The 19,964-nt window shown below is 66.7% G+C and carries 19 protein-coding genes and 1 other RNA gene; 6 read left to right on the top strand and 14 right to left on the bottom strand.

What is annotated here, in order from left to right; translation table 11 throughout:
• A partial coding sequence (locus AAGI46_02970; protein MEM1011166.1) for a DUF4159 domain-containing protein occupies nucleotides 1-1,685 on the bottom strand: 1,685 nt, incomplete at its 3' end.
• Nucleotides 1,686-1,793: 108 nt separating this feature from the next.
• Nucleotides 1,794-2,540, bottom strand: a complete 747-nt coding sequence (dapB, locus tag AAGI46_02965; GenBank protein MEM1011165.1) for a 4-hydroxy-tetrahydrodipicolinate reductase — start codon at nucleotides 2,538-2,540, stop codon at nucleotides 1,794-1,796.
• A gap of 83 nt (nucleotides 2,541-2,623) precedes the next feature.
• On the opposite strand from dapB, the gene rpsR reads away from it, so the two are divergent.
• Both rpsR and AAGI46_02955 read left to right on the top strand, forming a co-directional pair.
• Entirely contained in the window at nucleotides 2,624-2,911 is a 288-nt protein-coding gene (rpsR, locus tag AAGI46_02960) for a 30S ribosomal protein S18 (protein MEM1011164.1), read from the top strand.
• Between the two features lie 106 nt (nucleotides 2,912-3,017).
• A complete protein-coding gene (locus tag AAGI46_02955; GenBank protein ID MEM1011163.1) occupies nucleotides 3,018-5,882 on the top strand; it encodes a phosphoenolpyruvate carboxylase in 2,865 nt (954 codons plus the stop codon).
• 711 nt (nucleotides 5,883-6,593) lie between these two features.
• On the opposite strand, the gene scpB is transcribed toward AAGI46_02955, so the two are convergent.
• The 3 genes from scpB to AAGI46_02940 form a co-directional block, all read right to left on the bottom strand.
• Nucleotides 6,594-7,232 carry an SMC-Scp complex subunit ScpB gene (scpB, locus tag AAGI46_02950; GenBank protein MEM1011162.1) on the bottom strand — a complete coding sequence of 213 codons (639 nt, stop codon included), beginning with the start codon at nucleotides 7,230-7,232 and terminating at the stop codon, nucleotides 6,594-6,596.
• Between the two features lie 99 nt (nucleotides 7,233-7,331).
• Nucleotides 7,332-8,669: a GGDEF domain-containing protein gene (locus tag AAGI46_02945; GenBank protein MEM1011161.1), complete on the bottom strand. Its 1,338-nt coding sequence runs from the start codon at nucleotides 8,667-8,669 to the stop codon at nucleotides 7,332-7,334.
• Between the two features lie 118 nt (nucleotides 8,670-8,787).
• Nucleotides 8,788-9,315 (bottom strand): hypothetical protein, encoded by a 528-nt coding sequence (locus AAGI46_02940; GenBank protein MEM1011160.1) that lies wholly within the window; start codon nucleotides 9,313-9,315, stop codon nucleotides 8,788-8,790.
• Nucleotides 9,316-9,547: 232 nt separating this feature from the next.
• Between AAGI46_02940 and gap the strand changes: the two genes are divergently transcribed.
• Nucleotides 9,548-10,582: a type I glyceraldehyde-3-phosphate dehydrogenase gene (gap, locus tag AAGI46_02935; GenBank protein MEM1011159.1), complete on the top strand. Its 1,035-nt coding sequence runs from the start codon at nucleotides 9,548-9,550 to the stop codon at nucleotides 10,580-10,582.
• A 9-nt stretch (nucleotides 10,583-10,591) separates the two neighbouring features.
• Here the strand turns inward: gap and AAGI46_02930 are convergent, their stop codons facing one another.
• On the bottom strand, nucleotides 10,592-10,786 hold the full coding sequence (locus AAGI46_02930) for a type II toxin-antitoxin system HicA family toxin (protein ID MEM1011158.1): 195 nt from the start codon (nucleotides 10,784-10,786) through the stop codon (nucleotides 10,592-10,594).
• On the bottom strand, nucleotides 10,783-10,998 hold the full coding sequence (locus AAGI46_02925) for a type II toxin-antitoxin system HicB family antitoxin (GenBank protein ID MEM1011157.1): 216 nt from the start codon (nucleotides 10,996-10,998) through the stop codon (nucleotides 10,783-10,785). The genes AAGI46_02930 and AAGI46_02925 overlap by 4 nt, the downstream gene beginning before the upstream one ends.
• A 39-nt stretch (nucleotides 10,999-11,037) precedes the next feature.
• Here AAGI46_02925 and AAGI46_02920 point away from each other — a divergent pair, with 39 nt between their 5' ends.
• Nucleotides 11,038-11,988, top strand: a complete 951-nt coding sequence (locus AAGI46_02920; protein MEM1011156.1) for an NAD-dependent epimerase/dehydratase family protein — start codon at nucleotides 11,038-11,040, stop codon at nucleotides 11,986-11,988.
• Here AAGI46_02920 and AAGI46_02915 read toward each other — a convergent pair whose 3' ends face one another.
• Together AAGI46_02915 and ffs are read right to left on the bottom strand one after the other, a co-directional pair.
• On the bottom strand, nucleotides 11,989-12,924 hold the full coding sequence (locus AAGI46_02915; protein ID MEM1011155.1) for an NAD(+)/NADH kinase: 936 nt from the start codon (nucleotides 12,922-12,924) through the stop codon (nucleotides 11,989-11,991). It lies immediately after the preceding gene.
• A 160-nt stretch (nucleotides 12,925-13,084) separates the two neighbouring features.
• Nucleotides 13,085-13,183, bottom strand: an RNA gene (gene ffs, locus AAGI46_02910) — signal recognition particle sRNA small type.
• Nucleotides 13,184-13,376: 193 nt separating this feature from the next.
• Here ffs and AAGI46_02905 point away from each other — a divergent pair.
• Together AAGI46_02905 and eda are read left to right on the top strand one after the other, a co-directional pair.
• Complete coding sequence (locus tag AAGI46_02905) at nucleotides 13,377-13,940, top strand: hypothetical protein (GenBank protein ID MEM1011154.1); 564 nt, start codon at nucleotides 13,377-13,379, stop codon at nucleotides 13,938-13,940.
• Between the two features lie 29 nt (nucleotides 13,941-13,969).
• Nucleotides 13,970-14,638 carry a bifunctional 4-hydroxy-2-oxoglutarate aldolase/2-dehydro-3-deoxy-phosphogluconate aldolase gene (eda, locus tag AAGI46_02900; protein ID MEM1011153.1) on the top strand — a complete coding sequence of 223 codons (669 nt, stop codon included), beginning with the start codon at nucleotides 13,970-13,972 and terminating at the stop codon, nucleotides 14,636-14,638.
• Nucleotides 14,639-14,648: 10 nt separating this feature from the next.
• On the opposite strand, the gene AAGI46_02895 is transcribed toward eda, so the two are convergent.
• From AAGI46_02895 to AAGI46_02875, 5 genes are all read right to left on the bottom strand, one after another.
• Nucleotides 14,649-15,452: an ABC transporter ATP-binding protein gene (locus tag AAGI46_02895; GenBank protein MEM1011152.1), complete on the bottom strand. Its 804-nt coding sequence runs from the start codon at nucleotides 15,450-15,452 to the stop codon at nucleotides 14,649-14,651.
• Between the two features lie 32 nt (nucleotides 15,453-15,484).
• A complete protein-coding gene (locus tag AAGI46_02890; protein ID MEM1011151.1) occupies nucleotides 15,485-16,342 on the bottom strand; it encodes an ABC transporter permease in 858 nt (285 codons plus the stop codon).
• Between the two features lie 85 nt (nucleotides 16,343-16,427).
• Nucleotides 16,428-17,288, bottom strand: coding sequence for an exonuclease domain-containing protein (locus tag AAGI46_02885; protein MEM1011150.1), 861 nt, complete (start codon nucleotides 17,286-17,288; stop codon nucleotides 16,428-16,430).
• A 27-nt stretch (nucleotides 17,289-17,315) separates the two neighbouring features.
• Nucleotides 17,316-18,563 carry a glycosyltransferase family 2 protein gene (locus AAGI46_02880; protein ID MEM1011149.1) on the bottom strand — a complete coding sequence of 416 codons (1,248 nt, stop codon included), beginning with the start codon at nucleotides 18,561-18,563 and terminating at the stop codon, nucleotides 17,316-17,318.
• Nucleotides 18,564-18,731: 168 nt separating this feature from the next.
• On the bottom strand, nucleotides 18,732-19,949 hold the full coding sequence (locus AAGI46_02875) for a glycosyltransferase family 4 protein (GenBank protein ID MEM1011148.1): 1,218 nt from the start codon (nucleotides 19,947-19,949) through the stop codon (nucleotides 18,732-18,734).
• Nucleotides 19,950-19,964: the final 15 nt, after the last annotated feature.

Raw genomic sequence — 19,964 nt, 5'->3', positions numbered from 1 at the left:
GGCAGGTTGCCGACGCTGTAGAGGTAGAGGTTGACGCCCAGCTCCATCGGCCCGTCCTGCGAGAGGTCGCGCAGCTGCCAGGCCCTGGCCGGGTCGCCGGTGGCGATGACCATGAGCTCGCGCACGCCGTTGGACAGGCCGAGCAGCTCGGGCTGGCGTCGGACGTTTTTCAGGTTGAACTTCTGCGTCGTGTAGATCGGGTGATCTTCCGGCAGGCGACGCCACTCGTACCCGCGATCGCCGAAGAGCTCGGTGCCCAGCTCGCGTGCCTGACGGATGATGCCGCGGTCGCTGCAGTCGGCGTTGATGACGAGGAACCCGCCCGTTTCGAGATAGCGCTTGAGCGCCTCTTTGTCGTCCGGACGCAGCGCCAGTCGACCACCGGCGGCGAGCAGGGCCATGGGCGAGTCGTGCAGCTCGGCGACGGCATCTTCGACGTTGTCGTTGGAGCCGAACTGGTAGCTGATCCAATTGACCTCGCGTTCGTCGGTGTACTCGATGTAATCGACGAGGTTGCCGACGTCGCGCGATCGCTGATTCCACGCACTCTGGCGTTGGTTGGCCTCGCTGGAAAAGGCAAGCTTGGTGATCGCGGGCGGCTGGCGTCCGTTGACGAGGAAGAGGATGGCAAAGGCCGTGTCGGGCAAGCCGCCGAACATGCCCGACTTGTTCTGCTTTTTGAGCAGGTACCGCGCGCCCTCGGCGTACCAGTCGATGCCGCCGATGTACTTGCGACCGCTGGCTACGCCGATGCGCTCAATGCCGTAGAGCGTGTAGAGCGTGTGGGTCTTGACGTTGGCTTGCCGCTCGACGACAGCGTTCGGCGCCGTCTCAAACCCGAGCAGGTAGGGCATGTGCTCCGCGATGAAGGCCAGCCCGCGGTCGATCGCCGGGTTGAACTGGTTGCCGTTGCAGTTGGGCGTGCTGCGGAGGTAGTCGTTGGTGATGAAGAGCGAGGCGACCCCGGCCGTGGTGATCGCGACGGAGCCCGGGTGGTTGTCGCGCGGCGTCCCGCCGTAGGCCCACATGCCGTTCTCCTGCTGCGTGCGGAGCCAGCCGTCTTCCATCTCCTTCCAGAAACCGGGCGGCACCTGAGCCCCATACTGCGCTGCGGCCCAGAAGCCCAGCACGCCGTACTGGCTGACCGAGAGGTCGATGCGATTGGTCTCGTTGAGCATGTAGTCGAACAGCCCGCGGTTCCGGCGGTTCTGTCCGCGGACGGAGACGTCGTTGCCCTGGATGGCTTCGACCAGCAGGTCGTAGTCGCGGGCCATCGCCCGCTGGTACTCGGGCCGAGGCGGCAGGTTGTGCCAGACCTGGGCCCGCATGCCCAGCGCGTAGACGCCCTCGATCTGAGCCTGCGTCAGACCGTTGATGGCGGCCTGGAGCTTGGGGTTGTCCGACGGGTCTTCGCCCGCGGCGAGCAGGGCGTAGGTGACGATCGACGTCAGCCCGCCCCATTGGCCATCGTTGGGCCCGTGGCGTTTGGTCGGGTCACGCTTGCTGAAGGGCTGGTTTTCCCACAGCAGGTCCGGCTTGTGCCGGGCGTACAACGCGTCGATTGCGCGCTGGACGGCACGGTCGACCTCCTCCGGCGACGGCGGCGGACGCCTTTCCGGCTGGGCCCAAACCGGTGTCGCCAGCCCCAACGCCAGCACACCCCAAAGCGCAACAAGCAACCGCATCCGACTCATGGTCAACCGTCCTCCAAGGCAGGTGAGCAGGCCGACAGGACGTCGACCCCAGCGGCGACGATACGCGATTTGCGTGCGTTTGGCTGCTGCAATCCCGCGTCAGACGGTCCCGAGCGCGTCGGCCAGGACGTCGTCCATGCCGTACAGACCGGGCGATCGCCCCACGATCCAGCGTGCAGCCCGGATAGCTCCGCGGGCGAACGTCCGCCGATCCGTCGCCTCGTGCCAGACGCACAGTCGCTCGCCGGTCGTGGCGAAGTGCGCCTCGTGCCTTCCGACGACGTCGCCCAGCCGCAGCGAGTGAACGCCGACCGTGCCCGGCTCACGGATGGCCATCGTGCCGACACGGCCGAGGCGAAGGTCGGCGTCGGTCTGATCGCGGGCGTCGAGGATCCGGCGGGCCAGCGTGTCGGCCGTGCCGCTGGGGGCGTCTTGCTTCTGATTGTGGTGCAGTTCGACGATCTCGATGTCGGCGTCGTGCCCGAGGACCCGTGCGGCATCGGCGGCGAGCCGGTTGAGCAGAGCCACGCCGAGCGACGTGTTGGTCGCGTGAAGCACCGCCACCTTGCCGCTGGCGTAGGTGAGGGCGTCGTTCGCACCATCATCCAGGCTCGTCGTCCCCGAGACGATCGCCACCCCCGCGTCGGCCGCCTTGGTTGCGAACTCCGCAAGCCCGGCGGGTGACGAGAAGTCGATCAGCACGTCGGCATCAGCCGGAACCGCATCGCCCGATCGCAGGTCGCCGACAATCGACAGCGTGTCGTCCGCATCGACCTCCTGCCGCAGCAACCGCCCGACCCGTCCCGTGCCGCCGACGAGTGCGATGGTCAGGGGCTTTGGCGGCATGTGGCACGCTACGACGCGTCGGCTGCGTGCCGCGCCTAGCCTCCCCGCCCGAAAAGTCCTTTTCCCACTACCCAGGAGCAGTCATGGCCCGCACAGACCGAGGCAGCCGGGATTCGTCCCCCGGAAGTCGGCCGACCGACGGTGACGAACCCAGGCAGGAGCTTCCCCGCCTGATCAAGACCGCCGAGAACGGCACGAAATACATCGATTACAAGGAGACGGAGACCCTTCGCCGTCACCTCAGCAGCAACGCCAAGATGCAAGGCCGACGCCGCAACAGCGTCTCGGCCGGTCAGCAGCGGATGCTCGCCCGCGCCATCAAGCGCGCCCGATTCATGGGCCTTCTGCCCTACGTCGAGACGACCGTCTGACCAGGCGGCTTCGAGACGAACGAACCCGAGCACGGGTCTGGCAAACCGCCAGGCCCGTGTTTTTGTTGCGTGTGAGTCGCCCGCGCAGCCCCTACAACGTGGGCAGATGTCCGGCTCCTCCACCCAAACGACTGATGACGTTTCCCCGACCGGCGGGGATCAGTCGCTGACGGCCGCGGGGCTGGAGACCATCGATCGACGGCTGAGTTACCTCAGCGAGTGCCTGCGCGACGTCCTGGTCAGCCTCGGCGAGCACGAGGCGGCCAGGCACCTGGACGACATCGCCTCGGTCCCGCCGGCACAGACCGGGCGGGCATACGACCGCCTGGCCCAGGTCGACTCGATCTGGTTCCAGCTGCTCAACATGGTCGAGGAGCACGTCGCCGGCGAGGTCCGGCAAGAGCGCGAGTCGCAGCGCGGCCCGGCCGCCGAACCGGGGCTTTGGGGCCGAACGCTGCGCGATCTGGCCGAGGCCGACCTCGACCCCGAGCGCGTCAAGGCGGCGCTCCCGCACGTCCGCGTCGAGCCGGTCCTGACGGCCCACCCGACCGAGGCCAAGCCGAGCACGGTCATCGAGCAGCACCGGAAGCTCTATGATCTCTTAAATCAGATCGCCCATCCACCTAAGACAAACGCGTCTAGAAATTTATTAAAAGAACGCGTACAAGCAGCATTAGAGCGACTTTGGAGAACGGGGGAAATATTACTCCAGAAGCCGGATCTGAATGCCGAGCGGGCCAACCTGCTCTACTACCTGCGCGAGGTCTTCCCCGAAGCGGTGGAAGAGGTGGACGCCCGGCTCAAGCGTGCGTGGTCGGCGGCGGGGCACGGCGAGCTGGGGGACGATCCGGCCAATCTTCCTGAAATTTCCTTCGGCTTCTGGGCGGGCGGCGATCGCGACGGCCATCCGGGCGTCACCCATGCCGTCACCCGCAAGACGCTCGGCGAGCTGCGCGAGGCGGCGATGGCGGTGCATCGGCGGTCGCTGGATGTCGTTGCGACATCGATGAGCTTAAGTGGGCATGTTCAGAGACCTAGCGCGGAACTTCTTGAGCGAATCGAGGAGCTGGCCGAGTACCACCCGAGTACCTACCACGACGCAAGCGTCCGGCACCCGGATGAGCCGTGGCGACTGATGAGCCTTCTGATGAAGGCTCACCTAGGCGACCCGGCGGCGGGCGGGGCGGGTGGGGCGGGTGGGGCGGTTTATGGCGATCCGGGCGAGTTGGCGGAGGACCTTCGGCTGCTGCACCGCTCGCTCGTCGCCGTCGGGGCCGAGCGGCTGGCGCGGGCGGACGTCGCACCGGCGATCCGGCGCTGCAACGTCATCGGCTTCCACCTCGCCAAGCTCGATGTTCGCCAGAACAGCGACTTCCACGAGCGAGCGTTCGCGCAACTCCTTGCTGCTGCGAATGTTCCGGACGGAGCATCGTGGGCACAGTGGTCGGAGGAGCGTCGGCTGGCGTTCCTCGACGTCGAACTCGGCGGGCCTCGGCCGTTTGCCCGGTTCGGGCGCAAGATCGGCCCAGAGTGCGACGAAGTCGTTGCCACGCTTCGAGTTCTGGCCGAGCATGCAGATCAGCACGGAACGTATGGACTTGGCCCGCTGATCGTCAGCATGACACGGCGTCTGAGCGACCTGCTGGTCGTCTACGTCTTTGCCCGCGAGGCGGGGCTGGCCCGGTTCCAAGTCGATGCCCAGCAAGGCGGTGGGCGGTTGATCTGCCCGCTGCCGGTGGTGCCGCTCTTCGAGACGCAGGACGATCTGGAAGCGGCTCCGGGCTTGATGAAGGCGTTCCTGGCTCATCCGGTCACCCAAGCCACCATTCAAAACCGGCCGGGTCGTCCGCCGAGCCTGCTGACCAGCCGTGAGACCACGCTGCCGGTGCAACAGGCGATGCTCGGGTACAGCGATTCCAACAAGACCAGTGGCATTCTCGCCGCTCAGTTCGCGTTGCATCGGTGTCAGGAAGAGCTGACGGATGTCGCTGATGAGCAAGGGGTTCGGCTCCGCTTCTTCCACGGCCGAGGCGGGACGATCAGTCGCGGGGCGGGTCCGACGCACCGATTCCTGGAGAGCCTGCCGCAGCGATCGCTGGGTGGCGACGTGCGTCTAACGGAGCAGGGCGAGACGGTCGCCCAGAAGTTCGCGACCAACGACTCGGCCGCTTATCACCTCGAGCTGCTGGTCGCGGGCGTGACGGGCGTCACGCTGCAGAACCGAGCCAGCTTCGGCCAGCAGCAACCTCCAGCTCATCCACTGCGTCCGGCGGCGGAGATGCTGGCGGCTTTCAGTGCAGACGCGTACCGCGAAATCGTTGCTCAGGATGGGTTTATCGACTTCTTCCGCGCGGCCACGCCGATCGACGCGCTCGAGCAGAGCAACATCGGATCGCGGCCGAGCCGGCGTTCGGGTCGGCAGACGCTGGACGATTTGCGTGCGATTCCCTGGGTTTTCGGGTGGAACCAGGCACGCTTCTACCTGCCCGGCTGGTTCGGCGTCGGATCGGCCTTGGCCCGTCTGGCCGAGGAGGAGCCGGCGTGGTTCGACAAGCTCGCCGATCGCAAGACGGGCGTGACGACGTACCCCTTCCTCAACTACCTGCTGACCAACGTCGAGACCAACATTGCCAGCGCCGACGTCGACCTGATGCACGCCTACGCCGAGCTGGTGCAGGACGAGGGCGTCCGTAAGTCGATGCTGGGGAGAATCTTGGAAGAGTTCGATCAGACGTCGACGATGTTGAATCGGCTCAGCGGCGAGCCATTGGAAGCTCGTCGCCCTCGGATGGTCAAGACGCTTTCGCTGCGTGATGCACGCCTGCGGGTGCTGCACCATCGCCAGATCGAGCTGCTGCGTCAGTGGCGTCAGCTTCGGGCGGGCGACGACGACGGATCGGCCGAAGGGCTTTTGCCGCAACTGCTTCTGAGCATCAACGCGATCGCCAGCGGTCTGCGAACGACGGGCTGATCCGATCGTGTGACGTGGTCCGCCCGCAGGTGCAGCAGGATCCGCCCAGCCGTCAGATTGACCGACGGAATGGCGGGCGCGATGTCAGCGCGTCACGCGCGGGCCGGCCTTCGGGGTTGCCGTGCAACAGGTTGTGGCGTGCCGATGTGTGAAGACGGTCTGGAAGCGGCATTCTCCGGTGAATTGAGGGCCGATCTCGTCAGGATCGGATGAAGAATGACCCCGCACGGCGGCGGTGTCGTCGTCTGTTTCTTGCGTCTGGCACGGAGCTTGCATTCCCGCCCTCGGCAACGGCCACTCGCGTCCTGCGAGCGACCGCAGGATCTTTACTGTTAAGGAGTAAGAGATATGAGCATCGGTTCAGACGCTTTCGCATCGCGTGGAATTCACCCCACGTTCGACCCCCATCAGCCGCTTACCGAGCGGATGACGATCCACCAGACCCAGTGCCGCAACTGCGGCTACGAGCCGTCCGACGGTCTGAGCCCCCCGCGTCGCTGCCCCAAGTGCAGTGGCACCTCCTGGGAGCGGTTCGCTCTTCCGGGCAGCATCCTGTCGAATAGTGCTCGTTACTAGGGAAAACGGGCACGTTTCGCAGCGGGGTAATGGGGCGGAGTCGAGGTCGTAGGTCATCACGAACGCAGCGTCTCTCGCCGTCACGCATGTGGCGTCGCGGTGCGTGCTCTCGCTCTTGACCTGTCGGCCGCGATGTCACGCCACCGGTTCGCCCTGGCCGGCTAAGGCCGGCAGCCGCTTGAGGCTGTCGAGACCGAGACGGTCGAGGAAGGCTTCTGTCGTGCCGTACAGCAGAGGCCGACCTGGTAGGTCCGCGCGTCCCCGCACGCGAACGAGCCCGCAATCCATGAGCGTCCTGAGCGCGTCGGCACTGGCCGCACCGCGGACGGCGTCAATGTCGGCCCGCAGCACTGGTTGCCGGTACGCGACGACTGCCAGCGTCTCCATCGCGGAGAGGCCAAGTCGTTTGCTGCGCGGACGTTCCGTCACTCGGCGGACCAATTCGTCGTGCTCGCCCGTCGTCTGAACGCGCCAGCCACCCGCCACACGAGCGATCTCAAACGCTCGGCCTGCATCGTCGTAGTGGGCGTTGAGCCGCTCGACGCAGGCCTCCACTTCGATTCCGCTCGTTGCCAGCCATGCTGCGAGCTTGGCGGTGGAGAGAGGCTTGTCCGCGGTCAGGAGGATCGCTTCGAGCTCGGCATCCTCGCACGGTGCGTCGACCACGTCGACATCGACAGCCGACCGGTCGGAAAGTCCGGTGGGGAAGTCGTCGCGTTGTGGGTGATCAGCTTCGTCCATGCTCACGTCGTCGTCTGCCGGCTCCGCCCGCATGGCGAGATGGTAGGGGACGGCTGACCAACTTCGATGTCAGAGGCTCTCCGCGTCACTCGCCCTGCGGGTCGTAGACCCGCGGGATGGGGCTTCCGGTCCCTACGAGAGGGGTTGGTCTGAGTCCTCGGCGCCTTCGCCGACGAGGCTGATGCCGTCCTTGCCGCCGCGCTTGGCACCGAACAGGAGGGCGTGATCGGCCTTGGCCAGCAAGCCTTCGGCGTCGGTGGCGTCGTAGGGGTAGACCGCCATGCCACCGCTGATGGTGAGCCTGCCGACGCCGCTGCTGCCCAGTGCGGCGAACTCCGGCGAGCTGATCAGCCGGCGGAACCGAGCCGCGATCTGCAGCGGACCCTTGGGCACGCGACCCGTGCGGCGGTGGTCCTCGATGCCTTCGGGCGTGTCGCCGTCGTCGGTCTCGCAGAAGATGACGGCGAACTCGTCGCCGCCGATCCGGCCGACGAAGTCGTGGTCGCGGACACATCGTCGGATCAGCTCGCCCGTCTCCTTCAGGATGCGATCGCCCGTCGCGTGGCCGTGGCGATCGTTGTAGAGCTTGAAGTTATCGATGTCGAAGACCAGCAGCGTGACGGGGAACCGGTCGCGCTTCGCACGCTCGATGATGCCGCCGAGGAAGTGGTGGAAGTACTTCTTGTTCGCACAGCCGGTCAGGTCGTCGAACAAGGCCAACCGCTTGAGCTTGCAGTGCTTGCGGTCGATGGCTGCCAGTCGCGACAGCAGATCCGCCAGCGTCATCAGGTCGTGACGCAGCACGTCGCCCTCGGCTTCGTCCTCGGCATCGCCGTGCCAGACGAGGTGCAGCTCGCTCGTGACCGGAGCCTGGAACGGCTCGGACGGACGCTCGCCGTGGACCAGTGCGAGACGATGTGCATCGAGGCGACGGTTGAGCTTGGCGACGGTGGCCTCGACTCCGTGGCCGAGGCTGGTCGACATGGCGTCGAGCAGCGTGTGCGCGTCAAGCTCCGGAACGCTCGAGGGGCTGGATCGCCTGGACGGTGCCGGAGAGTCGATTCCGGTCGGGAAAAGCGTCTGGCGAAGCGTTTCGTCTGCGGCGGGCAGGGCGAGCGTGTCGTCGGCTCCGTGACCGGTCCAGTCGTCGGGCACGTCGCTGGTGACGACGAGCCGCCCGGCAGGAAGCCCGCCGACGTCGAGTCGGTCGCGCAGGGCCTGGACCTCTGCCGCCTCACGGACGTCCGCGACGACGGCCTCGAACGGATGGGCGTCCGCGGCCAGGGCCACCTCGGCCAGGGCGTCCAGGGCGGTTTCGACGACTTCGACCTCTGCCGTCGGACGGACGCGTCGCACCGCCGCCGCCAGCGACTCCGCCGACGGGCCGGCCAGCAGGACGCGCGAGGGCGGCGACGGCAGAGCCGCCTGCGCAGTCGACGCCGTCTTGTGGATGTGCTTCACGACCGCCATGCGCATCTCCCGGGTCGGCGGTGTCGCCTGCCCCACGCGGCGAGCACCGCAAGGGGAAGTGTGCCCCAAACACACGCCCCGGGCAAGCGATGCGAACAAGTGGCCAAGCGTCGATGACTCACGGCAGGTCGTCCAGCAGGGCCGCCAGCTCGGCAGCGGTGAGCACGGGACCCGTGTCGAAGGTCGAGTCGGAGACGTCGGAACCCTCAGAATCGGTTTGTCCGTCCACGTCGTGCGACTGGCCGAACCGGCGGACCGTCCCGTCGTCATCGATGATGCCGTCGGCCCCTTGAAGGACGAGTTCGGCGAGCAACGCGCTGTGCAGGCCGCAGTCGAACAGCAGGACTTCCGCGTCCGGCCTGACACGCTTGGCGGCCCGGACCACCGCCCGCTGGTTCGCCGGCAGCGTCGCCAGCGACACCAGCAGTCGCGGCCGACCCGCGCCGCTCGACACCGCCGTCAGTCGCAGGATCGCGTTGAACGCGTCGCCGACGGGCTCGGCCTCATCGAACTCGGGCGTAAGCATCGGCGCTCGTTTGCCGACGACGAACACCGCAGGCCGGGAGGCGGTCGCGTCGTCCTCGTCGTAGTCGCCGGGCATCGTCGCGAAGCGCGTCTTGGGAATGGCAACAGGAGCGCGGGGCACGACGCGTGCGATGCTAGCGGCGTGGCCTGCGATGACATGCAGGGCGGGCGTGTTGTGGACGAGCCTTGGATTGCAGCGGCATCGATGGGTCGCAGAGGCCGGGCGTTCTGTCGCGACGGGTCGCACGTTGTCCGTGACGAGCGCCGGTTCTAGGGTGGTTTCGCCACGCGGATCGCCGCCTGGTCAACCCCACTGCCGGATCACGCCGGCACCCGCACGCCCCACAAACACCATGCCTCTCAAAGTCGGCATCAACGGTTTCGGTCGCATCGGCCGCCTCGTCTTCCGCGCCGCCGCCTACCGCAGCGACGACGACATCCAGATCGTCGGCATCAACGACCTGGTCGGTGCCGACAACCTCGAGTACCTCCTCAAGTACGACACGATCCACGGTCGCTACGACGACACCAAGGGTGGCGCGCTCGGCCGAAGCGGCGACACGAAGCTCACGGTCGGCGGTCGTGAGATCCCGACGTTCAGCGAGCGGGACCCGGCCAACCTGCCGTGGGGCGACCTGGGCTGCGACGTCGTTCTGGAGTCGACGGGTCTGTTCACCACGGAAGAGGCCGCCAGTGCGCACCTCAAGGCCGGTGCGAAGAAGGTCGTCATCAGCGCTCCGACCAAGAGCCCCGAGACAGTCCCGACGTACGTGATGGGCGTCAACGACGACCAGTACGACCCGAGCAAAAACGTCGTCAGCAACGCCAGCTGCACGACCAACTGCCTGGCCCCGATCACCAAGGTCATCCTCGACAACTTCGGCCTCGAAGAAGGCCTGATGACCACGGTGCACGCCGTCACCGCGACGCAGCCGACGCAGGACGGGCCGAGCAAGAAAGACTGGCGCGGCGGTCGGAACGCGTACATGAACATCATCCCGTCGAGCACCGGCGCTGCCAAGGCCGTCGGGCTCTGTCTGCCAGAGACCAAGGGCAAGCTGACCGGCATGGCCTTCCGCGTACCGACGATGGACGTGAGCTGCGTCGACCTGACGTTCCGCACAACAAAGGCGACGAGCTACGACGAGATCAGCGCCGCCATGAAGGCCGCGGCCGACGGTCCGATGAACGGCGTGCTGGGCTACACCGAAGACGAGGTCGTCAGCGGCGACTTCATCACCGACCCACGCTCCAGCATCTACGACGCCGGCGCGGGCATCGGCCTGAACGACCACTTCTTCAAGGTCGTCAGCTGGTACGACAACGAGTGGGGCTACAGCAACCGCTGCATCGACCTCATGATGAAGATGGCCAAGCACGGGTTGTAGAGCCGCGTGTCATCGAGCTCCGATCTGCGGGACCGAGAGGCTCCGACAGATCTTTCTCGCCAGCAAGTTTGGTACCTCGACGTGCCGAGGCACCGCTTCGGTGTGTCCTGTCGCAGGGTTGGTCCACAAGGAGTGACTCGCTCCTTCTCGCTTGAGGAAACAGCCGTGTTTCCTTAGATGTCTGAGAAGGGCGGCGGTCTTCATCCGACCGCCACCGTCTCACGCTCGGCTTCTTCGGGGAGACCACGCATGGCGTCTTCGAGCCGATCTGCCAGGATCAACTCGATCGCGTCACGCAGGCTGTCAAGGGCTTCCTGTTTCGACTTGCCTTGTCCGTTCGCACCGGGAACTTCCGGGGCGTAGGCGATAAACCAGTCGTCCTCGCGTTCGACGATGGCGGTGAATTCGCTGCGCATGCTGAAAGCTTACCACGGCCTCTGGCTAGCGTGCGGCAGATGGATGAAGCACTGACCGCAACATCGCCGCAGCGGGTCTTCCTCTCCGGCGGCTCCGGCTTTGTCGGGACCAATGTCCTCGAAGAACTCATCGCCCGTGGGATCCGCGTCTCCGCTCTGGTCAACTCGTCGCCGCTGAGCGTCGAGAGTGACCTCGTCACGACGTTCAAAGGCGGGCTCTTCGATCGCGACGCGTTGAAGGCCGCAATGGACGGGTGCGATGCGGCGATCCACCTCGTCGGCATCATCGACGAGAATCCGGCAAAGGGCGTCACGTTCGAGAAGATGCACGTCGAGGCGACGCGGAACGTGCTGGATGCGGCGAACGAGGCCGGCGTCGAGCGGTACGTCCACATGTCCGCGCTCGGCACCAGACCCGATGCCGTAAGCGCGTATCACAAGACGAAGTGGCAAGCCGAGGAACTCGTCCGCACGAGCGGCCTGACGTACACCATCTTCCGCCCATCGCTTGTCCACGGCCCGCGCGGCGAGTTCATGCAACAGGCCGCCGACTGGGCACGTGGCAAGGCGTTGCCGTTCCTCTTCATGCCCTACTTCGGCTTCGGCCTGCTCGGTCTCGGCGGCAGTGGAAAGGTCCAGCCGGTCTACGTGAAGGACGTCGCCAAGATCTTCGTCGACGCGCTGACGAACGATGCCGCTGCCGGCCGGGTCTACAACGTCGCCGGCCCGGACGTGATGGACTGGCCGACGATGCACAAGCACATCTCAACCGCCGTCCGCGGCAAGCCCAAGATCGCCATCGGCGTCCCGTCGTGGTACGCGGGCCTGCTGACGAAGGTCGTGCCCGCATCGCTTCTGCCGTTCAACGAGGCCCAGATCCAAATGGCCCGCGAGGACTACGCCGGCGACACGACGGAACTCCTCGCCGACTTCGACCTGACGCCGACACCGTTCGCCGAGACGGTGGCCGGCTACGCGGGACAGATGTGATCACTCCGCCTCGTTGTACCGAGGCGTCTTGGCCCAGTGGAGCTTGCCGGCGAGGGCGTCCCAGCGGCGGCTGGTGGGATTTTCGATGAGCAAGAGGTCGCGCTCGGCGCGGCGGATGACGACGCGGTCGCCGACTTTCAGGCGGGTGCAGTCGGCGCCGTCGCAGACGAGCGTCGTGCCGCGGTTGACCTTGGCGGCGACGATCATCACGCGGGCGGTGCTCGGGACGATGACCGGGCGAAAGCTCAGGCTGTGCGGGGCGATGGGCGTCAGGCAGAATCCCTGCAGCGGTGGGTTGAGGATCGGGCCGCCGGCGCTGACGTTGTACGCGGTGCTGCCGGACGGCGTGGCGACGATCATGCCGTCGCCGAAGACCTTGACGCCGAACTCGCCGTCCGTGCCGAGGTCCAGCTCGATCATGTGGAACGGCGGGCCGGCGTTGATGACGGCGTCGTTGAGGCTGAGCACGTGGAACCGACGCTTCTCGGCGACGGCTTTGTCGTCACTCAGATCGCACGGCTCGTTGGCGGCGATCACGCTGACGTCGAGCATCTGCCGACTGCTGGTCGTCAGCTTGCCTTCGAGCAGGGCGGTGAAATGGTGGCGAACGTCGTCGGGCCGAAAGTCGGCGAGGAAGCCGAGCCGGCCGTAGTTGACGCCCATGACCGGGATCGGCCGGCCTTGGAGTCGGCGTGCGACGGAGAGGAGGGTGCCGTCGCCGCCGAGGACGAGGATGACGTCGGCCTCGACGGTTTCGAGGTCGAGGCGTGTGGTGCCGGGCGGCGGGTCGTCGTTCTTGGCGCGTTCGTCGCCGTTGGGATCGATGCCGAGGACGTCGACGCGGTCACCGTGGGTCTGGCGAATCCACTCTGCCAGCTCGTCGGCGGCGGGGCGGACGCGCATCTTGTTGAGGTTGGCGACGATCGCGAGCCGCATGAGCCGGGCGAGCGTACCGGCCAGCGCGGATCGATGAAACCGTGTCCCGCAAAGGACGCCGCGGCGCTAGCCGCGGATCAACGGTGCGATCAAGCACAGAGGTGCAAAGAAATCCGCGGCTGGCGCCGCGGCGTCGTGTGGTTTCTCGACTCGTCGCCATGGACGGCCGGGGGGCGAGGGCACAGAGCCGGGGACGCTTAGGGCTGCTTCCTCTCGGACCTGACCCGGTTCACGACCGACCCTTGCCTCGGCCCGGCCGTCCATGCCGGCGAGGCGGAGCACTGCCAACGGCGAACGCCACCGGCAGGGGGACAGATTAGGCGGCCTTCGCGGTCGCATCTGGCGAGTCGCTATCGGACGTGCGACTTGGCACACTGGTACCGAATTCGTCCTTTGCCATCGCCCCGAGCCAAATCGTAGCTTTTCGCGGCACACGCCAGCCCCGCACCACGATGACGCAACGAACCACTGCCGACCACGTCCTTCCGTTCCGCCGCCTCGCTGTCGGCGCGATGATTCTGACGCTGACGACGGCGTCGGGTGTCGCGGTGGCTCAATCCGAGGGCGACGACAAGCCCGTCCAGAAGCAAAGCGTCACGCCGACCACGCACTCGCTGCACGATCCGAGCGACGCGATCCTCGATCGCCTTCTGGGCGAAGCTCCTGCGACACGGACGACGCCCGGCTCCACCACGAGAGATGCCGAAACGTCGCTGGTTCAGCTGACGGAGATCGACTCGACGAAGCTACTTCGCGAAGGCACGTTCGTGGTCAATCGCGTCGGCCGGGTGCGCGAGTTGGACGACAACAGCTTTTTGTTCGTCTTCGAGTCGGACGGCGACACCGACGCGTCGGCCATCGATCCGCCGATGCAGTTGGTCGCAAACCTGAACCTGATGGCCGTTGAGCGTGCGGTGAGCACGTCGCCTGATCGTCGCTTCCGCGTGACAGGTCGTGTGACGGAGTACCGAGGCCGAAACCACCTGATTTTGGAAAAGGTGATCGTCCTCGACTGACGTGGCCTCGTTGGCGACACTGGCCGGCGATGAACGATGCAGAGAACACGGTGTACGACGCCCTGGCCGCCGCTGGCGTGCTGGCGGTCGTCGTGCTGGACAACGCCGACGATGCCGAGCCGCTGGGCGATGCGCTGTGGGAAGCGGGCATGCGGGCCGTCGAGCTGGCCCTGCGAACACCGGCGTCGGTCGAAGCGGCGAAGCGACTCCGCAAGCACCTGCCAGATCTCATGCTCGGCCTTGGCACCGTGCTCACGCCCGACCTCGTTCGGCAGGGCAACGACCTCGGGGCCGACTTTGCCTTGGCTCCAGGTTGCAGCAGCGACGTTCTGGACGCAGCCGCAGACGTCGGCATGCCGTTCGTGCCGGGCGTGGTGACGCCCAGCGACATCGAGACGGCCGTCCGGCACGGGCGGAAGCTGTTGAAGTTTTTCCCGGCCGAGACGTCGGGCGGCGTGAAGCACCTTACGTCGATGGCCGCGCCCTACCTGCACCTTGGGCTCTCGTACATCCCGCTGGGCGGGCTTAAGCAGGACAACTTCGGCAGCTACCTCGAGCTGCCGATCGTCCCGGCCGTCGGCGGTTCGTGGATCGCGCCCAAGCCGGCGATTGCCGACGGCGACTGGGCCAAGGTCCTTCAGAATGCGCGCGACGCCGTCGAGGCGGCGAAGACGATCGTCGCAGCGAAGGCGAAGTAGCCAAGCGTGCTCAAGGCCGGCCGCGGAAGGTGAGGCGTGGCTGGCGGCCCTCGCTGTGTTTCAGTCCGCCGAGCTCGCGTTGGTCGGCCTCGCCGCGGACGAAGCGGTTGACGACCGGGTCTTCGGACCGCTGGATCTGTTCGACGGTGCCGTCGAAACGAATCTTGCCGTCGTGCAGCATGACTAGTCGATCGGCCACCTTGAACGCATTGGCCATGTCGTGCGTGACGACGATGCTGGTGACCTCCAGCTCGTTGCGGAGCTTAAGGATGACCTCGCTGATGACGTCGCTGCGAATCGGATCCAGGCCGGTGGTCGGCTCGTCGTAAAGGATGACGCGCGGGTCCATCACGATCGCGCGGGCAAGCGCGACACGCTTGCGCTGTCCGCCCGAGACCTGCGAGGGCATCTTGGGCCCGACGTCGGGCAGGCCGACCATCTCGAGCATGCGCTGTGCCCGTGCGTTGGCCTCGCGTTTGTCGAGCTTGGTGTGCTGCGTCAGCGGGAAGACGACGTTTTCCAGGTTTGTCAGCGAGTCGAAGAGTGCGCCCTGCTGGAACAGGAAGCCCATGTGCGTGCGGATCTGCTCGAGCGCGCGTCTGCCGAGCTGATCGATGCGAACGCCTTCGAACCAGACTTCGCCTTCGTCGGGTTTGAGCAGGCCGACGATGTGTTTGAGCATGACGCTCTTGCCGCTGCCCGAGGCCCCGAGGACGACGAGCGTCTTGCCCTCCTCGACCTCCAACGTCACACCGTCGAGCACGACGAGGTGCCCGAAACGCTTGTGGAGGTTTTTCAGGCGAAGGAGAGACATGGCAGGAGCAGCTAGCAGCTAATCGCTAGCAGCTAGAACACGCTCTCCGGCGGGCCGAAGCGGCCTTCGTAGATGTCGCGGAGGAGCTTGGCGAAGAAGAAGTTGAGGATGATGATCGCGATGAAGCTCTGGACGAAGCCTTCCGTGCAGGCCTTGCCGACGCCCGAGGCACCGCTGCCGCAGGTGAAGCCCTTGTAGCAGCTGATCAGCCCGATCGCCCCGCCGAAGAAGACGCTCTTGAAGAGCCCTTCCATGACCTGCCAGGTTTCGATGCCGAAGGCGCTGTTCTGCCAGTAGGCCTCGTCGGAAATGCCGAGCGCCTTGGTCGCGACGATCCATCCGCCCAGGATGCCGAGGTAGTCGCTGTAGACGGTCAGGATCGGCGTGAGGATCAGGCACGCGAGGAAGCGCGGTACGACGAGGTAGCGGATCGGATCGCTGCCCATGACGCGCAGGGCGTCGAGCTGCTCGGTCACGTTCATCGTGCCAAGCTCGGCCGTGAGTGCTCCGCCGACGCGGCCGGCGAGCATCATGGCGGCAAGGACGGGTCCGATCTGCTTGACGACGGTCAGGCCGATGACGCTGCCGATGCGTTCCTCCTGGCCGATGGCGACGAACTGGGCGTAGCTCTCGATGGCCATGACCATGCCGATGAACGCGCCAGTGATGCCGACGACCGGGACGCTCTTGACGCCCACTTCGTACATCTGCGTGAGCAGCCCCCGCATCGTGTGCGGGCGAACGATGGCGCTGGCCGTGTAAAGGAACGTCTGCCAGGCAAACAGGCAGAACTCACCGAAACCTTCGAGGATGCGTTCGACCTGCGTCGGCGTCCTCGGCAAGGCGACCGGCTCACGAACCGGCTGCGTTTCGGCTACGACGTCGGTCATCAGCACGCGACAGTAGGAACCATCCAGAGAGCACAATCTCCCCCATTTAGCGGTGAGCGCAGCGAGCCCCAGAGCACGCGAGGACCTACGAAGTCCCCACCGTCACCCGCTCGACGCGGACGATCCGCTCCAGCTTAAAAGTCCGTCGATCGTCCCGTAGACAGCAGTGCGCGATCAGCGTCGCCGTGCCGCGTTGGCGTCGAATCTCGATCGGCTCGACCTCGCGGACGCTCTCCTTGCGACGCGCATCGAGGTATGTCATGCGCACGCGTCCGCGACAGCTCAGCGCATCGAGCAACTCCGGCGGCAGGTCGCGCGTGTCGTCTTCCTCGAGATCCAGCGGCATCGGCCCGCCCTGGGCCTGGACGGCGTCGAGCACGGTGCACGCCGCGCCGCCCCACGGCTCGAGCAGGATTTCGAGCACCTGACCCGTCGTCACCGCATCGGCGAGGGCGCGGTGCGCGTCGGTCGGCACGACGCCGAGTCGACGCGACAACTTCTGCAGCCCATTGCCACCTCGGCCGAAGCGTCGCCGGGCGATTCGGACGGTGTCGAGCACGTGCGGGTTGCCCAGCTCGTTGGCCAGCGACGTCCCGGCCCGGCGGAACTCGGCAGCGAGGAAGCCGAGGTCGAAGCGGACGTTGTGCCCGACGACGATCGCCCCCGACAGCCCTTCGACGATGTCGCCCAGCCGATCGGCAAACGTCGGCTGGCCGGTGACCATCTCGTCGGTGATGCCCGTCAGCCGGACGATGCTCGGCGGGATGCGTTTGCCGGGGTCGACGAGGTGCGCGATGTTGACCCGGCCGACGCCCGGCTCGTAGCGAGCAATGCCGACTTCCGTCACGCGATCGCCGAAGCGTGGCGTGGAGCCGGTCGTCTCGACGTCGACCACGGCCACCGGTACGTCGGCGAGGCGATCGAGTAGCGACGGGCGTCCCTGCACGATCCGATCGTACGACGCCTGTTCGGTTCAGTTCGGAGAGGCCGCGCTGCTGTTGGGCGACGCGGCGTCGTCGAGCCGCTCGTGGGCGCGGGGCGTTCGAACCCAGTCGCGCTGACGCCGGAACACGAACGCCGCCTGGTTTGGTACGCGGCGGACGACGTAGGCGGGCAGGCCGAGTAGCGACGAGGCGGGAATCTGACGGCGGAGGTGCCCGAGCCACGTCAGCCCGATGGCGACAAGGAGCAGGCCGATGCTCGCGGTCGCGGTCGCCAGGGCGATCATGGACAGCGTCGTCGGTTCGAGCGTCAGGATGCGCGTCGTTGTGGCCGTCACGATCGCGAGGATGCCACCGGCGAGAATCGTTAGCGGCAGCACGGCGTGGTCGAGTGCGGCGACGATCGTCGCGAGGCTGCCACGACGAAGGCCGGCGAGCAAGAGGGCCGGCGTTGCGAGGAATACGCTCAAGTGACCGTGTTCCCAGCGTCGTCGCTGGCTGGCGGCGATGGCACCGTCGGCTGGGAGCTCGCCCTGGACGAGTGCCCGCGGGCAGAATTGCGGGCCGTGACCGTCGCGGCAGAGCTGCAAGCCGAGACGCATGTCCTCGACCAGATCACCCGTCGCCAGGGACATCTTCGTCGCGAGTTCCACCGGGAAGGCCATGCCGCTGCCGAAGAGCGGGCACGGCACGCCGAGGCGGTCGAGCCCGAGCGGGCGGACATAGTTCTTAAGTACCAGGGCAAATCGGCTGACCATGCCCTGACGACCCGCACTCTCAGGTACGGCCATCAGGTAGCACGCCTGGGCCGGAAGACCCGTTGCGACGACCTGCCGGGCCAGAAGGTCGATCGCCTCAGCGTCCGCGAGGACGTCGGCGTCGTTGAAGATCACCACGGGCGGCAGCGTGCCCTCGGCCTGGAGGTGTTGCATGCCCGCGTCGAGTGCATAGCCCTTGCCGCGGCGTTCGGTGTCGTGCCGCTCGACGCATTCCGCGCCGGCATCGCGCGCGACCTGCGCGGTCGCGTCGCTGCAGTTGTCGGCGACGACGATCAGGCGATCCCCGTCGGTCAGGCCGGCCTGAAGCAACGCGAGCGTCCTGGGCAGCAGCTCGGCCTCGTTGTGCGCCGGGACAATGACGGCGACGTTCGGCCTGGGCGTCTCGTCGGGCAGCGCCGTGCGTCTGGGCAAGAGCGAGGCCAAGACCTCCACCGCCAGCATCAGCGACGGCACCAGCAACCCGGCGGCGAGGAGCAGGAGGATGACGTCGAGGGCGATCACTCAGCGAGTCGGCAGAAGCACCAGTCTGGACGTTGACCACGCCTGGCGCGGGTCGCCCGGCACGGCCCCTTCGCAAAACGTATCGGTCTGGTGGCGCATCGGTTTGAGGTCGCAGCGACGCCGAGCCCACCAGTCACGACACGCAAGACGCGGTCGGGGACGACCAGCCTACCTGATTTTGCCTAACGAGGCGGAGCCGAACTGATCGACCAGCTTCTGCGCTTCTGTCGCAGCGTCGTGACGCTCTGCCACGCGGCTTCGCCCGACCAAGCCCATGCCCGACAGCGTCGCAGCATCCGCCGATAACGCGTGGCGCATCGCCTCGGCCAGCCGATCCACGTCGCCGGCGGGGACGAGCCAGCCGGTGTCGGGCGTCACCAGCTCCGGAATGCCCGCCACCGTCGTCGTCACAGCCGGCCGGCCCAGCGCAAGCGACTCCATCAGAACCACCGGCAGCCCCTCGGCGAAGCTCGGCAGCACGGTCGCCCGGCAGGCGGCCATGCGCGATCGCACCTCGTCGCCCGACGCCAGGCCGTGCAGCGTCACGTGCCGGCCGAGGTCGAGCCTGGCGATTTCAGCTTCGAGGATCGGGCGGAGCGGGCCCTCGCCAAGCAAGTGGACGTGGAAGTCGAGACCAGCATCCTTCAGCTTGCCCGCCGCCCGGACCAAGACGAGCTGACCCTTCTGTTCCGCGAGGCGGCCGACGCAGACGAAGTCGCGGCTGTCGGTGTCGATCGGCGTCGGCTCGGCATCGAGGAACGAGCCGTCGATGCCGCAGTGGACGACCTTGACCTTGTCCCAGTGTTCGTAGTCCGTCCACCGCCACAGCTGGCTTCGGCCGAAGCTGCTGACGGCGACGGCGAACTTGCTCTCGGCGACCTTCCCGCCAAGGTCGAGGGCGAGCGGTTGGTCGAACTCTTCCGGGCCGTGACACGTGAAGCTGTACGGCGGCCCGCCGAGGCGATGACATAGCCGGGCGACTTCCGCCGAGTTGGTGCCGAAGTGTGCGTGGACGTGATCGACCTTGATCGGATCGAGCATGCGTTTGAGCGCTGCGGCCTCGGCGAAATAGACGCCGTAAACAGTGCGCCGGCTCGGCACTTTGCGCGACGCACGCCAGGCCGACAGTGCCGAGGACGCCGCCGATGCCGGATTGCCCGCAGCCGTCGAGAGGACGTCCGTTGCGAGCCCTTTCGCACCGCGCGCCAGGACGACGGTTGTCTTTTCACGCTCGGCCTCGTCACGCGGGTCGGGCAGGTCGCCATCGAATCGGCGCAGTGTGAACCGGCTGACGCGATGGCCAAGGTCTTCGAGCGCGGCGATCTCCCGCCGGATAAACGACTGGCTCGGCTGCGGGTACTGGTTGACGAGGTAGGCGACGTGCACGGTCACACGGTGTAT

The sequence above is a fragment of the Planctomycetota bacterium genome (assembly GCA_038746835.1).
GTDB lineage: Bacteria > Planctomycetota > Phycisphaerae > Tepidisphaerales > Tepidisphaeraceae > JBCDKH01.
The sequence above is the reverse complement of the archived record's forward strand: the minus strand, read 5'-3'. Positions and strand labels throughout refer to the sequence as shown.